This window comes from Nostoc sp. CHAB 5715 (assembly GCF_020829685.1).
GTDB lineage: Bacteria > Cyanobacteriota > Cyanobacteriia > Cyanobacteriales > Nostocaceae > Nostoc.
The window spans coordinates 1-4,039 of sequence record NZ_JAIVFR010000712.1 but is presented as its reverse complement, the minus strand read 5'-3'; the positions used below and the strand labels follow the sequence as shown (position 1 = coordinate 4,039).

The following is a 4,039-nucleotide window of genomic DNA, read 5'->3' as shown; positions in this document are numbered from 1 at the left end:
TATCTACTGCGGGTATTTGTCCCACCCCGCCTTTAGGATAGTTAACTCCGCCATAATGTCTGTCAGAAAAGACCATCCCAGCATTGATCATTGGTGTCATGTCAGCATTTACAACCGACCAGCAATAACATTCCATATCGATAAATTTCAATAATTGCGGGTCTTTAATGTAGCGTCTTGCAAAATCCCCGGCATTTTGGGGCAGATACTTAGCTAAACTGAAACACGCCAAAGGATGCTGGAAAAATACCCGCAGTAGATACCGAGGTTCTTCCAGCGATAGCAAATCCATGCTATTGAGACACTTGAATACTTTTTGGCATTCGTCATAAAAGCGACGAATCCCCTGGTCTTCATGGGGAAAATGAGCAATAAGATTTTGCAAAAATTTTTCATAAACCCGGTCAACCTTCAAGTTTAAACCTTGGGGTAGATGATAGTGAATCTGCACCGGATCTGCGATCGCTTCTTGGCTAACATTCACAGCTGACAAAGCGTGGGTGAGTAAATTAGTAGTCCCATTCTTTCCCAACCCAAAAATCATCGATGCACCAACATCAAACCGATAGCCTTGGCGTTCAAAATAACCAGCGCTACCACCTGGAATCAAATAACGTTCCAGTACCAGCACTTTTGCTCCCTTCGCCGCTAACTGCGTTGCTGTTACTAATCCACCAATCCCAGACCCAATCACGATTGCGTCATTTGTCATTTGTCATTTGTCCTTTGTCCTTTGTCATTTGTACTGAGCGTATCGCTAAAGCCAAAGCTCCGCTAACGCGTAGCGTCTCGTAGAGAAGTATTTGTCCTTTGTCTAGAGTCAATCAATATTTAATTTCAGTAGACCGAAAAGTTTTGAAACTTGACGAAATAATCAGGGTTTCAGCCGTCGTTTTGAGGACTGGCAATCATGACCAGTTGCGATCGCTCTCAAGTCCACCCAGAACAAAAGTTCTTGAAAGGTAGATTACAAGCTGATTTAGGCGAATTGTATTCCCAAGCGGAAATGAAGGACTGGTAAGGCTTATGGAAAACTTTTCGGTCTACTGAATTTAACTAATGACCAATGACCAATGACCAATGACCAAGGACAAATGACCAATGACTAATCAAAAAAAAGAGGGACGAGCCTGCTACTGCTGGCTAATCCCGTCTGCCGATCCTTAAAAGAGAGGAGAACACTGTATAACAATATAGCCTTGATTGAGAATTAATGTCAACTATTAATGAAAAATTTTATCAATAAAATTGACAGTGTTAATTATCAGCTGTCAGCCAGATGCAGGAAAGAGTATTATGGTGTTTTCAGTTCTTATACAATAAAAAAGCCCTTATTTCTGGCTATGACGCTACAATTGCGGGTTTATGTTCCACCCCATCCCCTGATAAAACACTGGCTGGCAGTTGCCCGTGATGCAGGCACACCTTCAGTATTATTTCGCAGTGCTATGACTGAGTTAGGAAGATGGCTGACTTATGAAGCTGTGCGAGACTGGTTGCCAACCCAAGAAACGACGGTGCAGAGTCCCTTGGATACCTGTTTGGCAACCGTGATTGATCCGCAGATACCAGTAGCAGTAGTACCGATTCTGCGGGCTGGACTAGGATTACTTGAAGGAGCGCAGACTTTACTGCCTTTAGCATCGATTTACCATCTTGGTTTGGCGCGAGATGAAGAAACACTGCAACCTCATTGTTATCTGAACAAGTTACCAGAAAAATTTGACCCTCAAACACGAGTGTTAATTACCGATCCAATGTTGGCAACAGGAGGGTCGATGATGGCGACAATGGCAGAATTGACACATCGGGGTGCTGATCCAGCCTTGACCCGGATTGTTTGCGTAGTGGCGGCTGCACCAGCTTTGCAAAAATTGAGTGCAGCTTATCCAAGTTTAATAATTTACACGGCGACTATTGACGAAAAACTTAACAGCAAGGGGTATATTGTACCGGGATTGGGAGATGCAGGCGATCGCATCTTTGGGACTTAAGCTAGTATGCAGCTAGGGCAGGAAAATAGCATAACTACTGTAGAAGTTGCAAGGTTTGTTGAAGGCGGTAAAGATATGAGTCAACGAGATGGTTTTGGCAGTGGTTTTGTAGCAGGGGCGTTTGTCGGTGGCGTATTTGGCGGTGTTATCGGGGCACTGATTGCTTCTCGACGCAATCCAGAGTTGCTAGCAGAGGAGGAGACAGAACTGACGGATAGCCAAGCCGAAGCCAAGAAAATAGCAGCAAAGCGGCGTCAGATGAAAGCCTCAGAAACCGAGAGCATCGGTATAGAAACCGCTAGGCGATCGCTAGAAGATAAAATTGCCCAGCTAAATGCCACAATTGATGATGTGCGGAAGCAACTGGGAAACGTTAATGGCGGTTCACCCCAAGCAACTAATGACCGCTCCCTCACTAAAGACTCTTGAAGTTTGCTTAGGCGTGGTGAAAATGTCAAGTGTGGTAAGTGCTAAATCCGCAAACATCATGACATGGACTAAATTAAAATTAAAAGATAAGACCGCGTTTGACACTTAGTAGGAAACACAGCTATCCATGAGTTTACTGATTACGACACTAGTTACCTTTGTCACCTTTTATAGCTATTTGCTAATTATCCGGGTTTTGTTGACCTGGTTCCCGACAATCAACTGGTATAACCAGCCATTTGCTGCTTTAGCCCAGATAACCGACCCTTATCTGAATATATTCCGCTCAATTATTCCCCCATTGGGCGGTATGGATTTTTCTCCAATCTTAGCTTTCTTAGCGCTCAACTTAGCTGGTGGCTTTCTGAGAGCCATTCCTTATTAATTAGCCTGCCATTTATTCCTACAGGGATTTTGATTAGTACCCGAATAAGAAAAATTGTAGAGACGCCAATTGTGAAAGCGTCTCTACAATTTTTTATACTAACGCTGGTGTATTTGCACGCTTAACCTGAGGTGTAGCAATCATCCGCATTCCGGCAGGTGCAGCTATAGTTAACCCACGGCGCACAGGACGCACAGGACGTTTGTTCGCTAGCGATACTTGAAATTCTGACAAAATAGTTGCCAAGACGATTTTCATTTCATACTGGGCAAATGCCATCCCAATACAGCGACGATTACCGCCACCAAAGGGTAAATATTCATAAGGTGAATATTGTCTTTCTAAAAAGCGTTCTGGTTTGAACTGCTTTGATTGTGGGTAAACTTCTTCCCGATGATGCGCTAAATAAATGCTGGGGACTATTGCCGTCCCTTGTGGCAGTTCGTAGCCCATAATTTTAATTGGGGTCTTCACAAACCGCACGAAAGCAGTCATGGCAATTGGGTAAATTCGCAATGTTTCTTGGCACACTGCTGTCAAATAGGGCAATTTAGCTACACTACTCAAATCGGGGTTAACTCCAATCGCATTGAGTTCCTGTAGCAACTTTTCACGCACCTCTGGTAAATGGTCAATCCAGTAAAAAGCCCATGTCAACGCCGAAGCGGTAGTTTCATGTCCCGCAACTAGCAGTGTCATCAACTCATCGTGTAATTCTTCATCTGACATCCCTTGACCATCGTCGTAACGAGCAGCCATCATCAAACTTAGGATATCTTGACGATTTTGATCGGATTGGGCCCGACGTTCTCGAAGCAAAGCATAAATAAGTTGATCAATTTTTTGCCGTTGTTGCAGAATCCAACCCCACGGACTCCACGCACCGAAATCTTTTTGCATGAACCTGAAAAAGAAGGCGCTAGACATTACAGGCGAACTGATGAAGTCTAGTAAGTCACTTAGCGATCGCCTCAGTGACTCAAAAAGCTTTCCCTCATTTAAACCAAATACAACCCGCAGGATAACACGCAAGGTGATTTCTTGCATCGACTCGCGGATATTAAAAGGTTTGCCAATTTGCCATTGATTACTCACTTGTCGGGTTATTTTTTGGATATCCTGACCATAAGCCCGCATCCTTTCGCCATGAAAGGGAGGAGCTAATAGTTGCCGTTGGCGCTGATGGCGATCGCCATCTGATAACATAAAGGAGCGATCGCCAAGTAAAAAT

Annotated in this window: 5 protein-coding genes; 3 read left to right on the top strand and 2 right to left on the bottom strand. The window is 44.0% G+C overall.

Annotation, left to right across the window (positions count from 1 at the left end; all coding sequences use genetic code 11):
- Positions 1–712 (bottom strand): FAD-dependent oxidoreductase (locus LC574_RS29650; RefSeq protein WP_229457193.1); only part of this gene is annotated, 712 nt, incomplete at its 3' end.
- 631 nt (positions 713–1,343) lie between these two features.
- On the opposite strand from LC574_RS29650, the gene upp reads away from it, so the two are divergent.
- The 3 genes from upp to LC574_RS29635 all read left to right on the top strand — a co-directional run bounded on the left by upp (position 1,344) and on the right by LC574_RS29635 (position 2,808).
- Positions 1,344–1,994, top strand: a complete 651-nt coding sequence (gene upp / locus LC574_RS29645) for a uracil phosphoribosyltransferase (protein WP_229457192.1) — start codon at positions 1,344–1,346, stop codon at positions 1,992–1,994.
- A gap of 75 nt (positions 1,995–2,069) precedes the next feature.
- Positions 2,070–2,423: a hypothetical protein gene (locus tag LC574_RS29640; RefSeq protein ID WP_229457194.1), complete on the top strand. Its 354-nt coding sequence runs from the start codon at positions 2,070–2,072 to the stop codon at positions 2,421–2,423.
- A 127-nt stretch (positions 2,424–2,550) separates the two neighbouring features.
- Entirely contained in the window at positions 2,551–2,808 is a 258-nt protein-coding gene (locus tag LC574_RS29635) for a YggT family protein (RefSeq protein ID WP_229457191.1), read from the top strand.
- Between the two features lie 93 nt (positions 2,809–2,901).
- On the opposite strand, the gene LC574_RS29630 is transcribed toward LC574_RS29635, so the two are convergent.
- On the bottom strand, positions 2,902–4,039 hold a 1,138-nt coding region (locus LC574_RS29630; RefSeq protein WP_229457190.1), incomplete at its 5' end, for a cytochrome P450.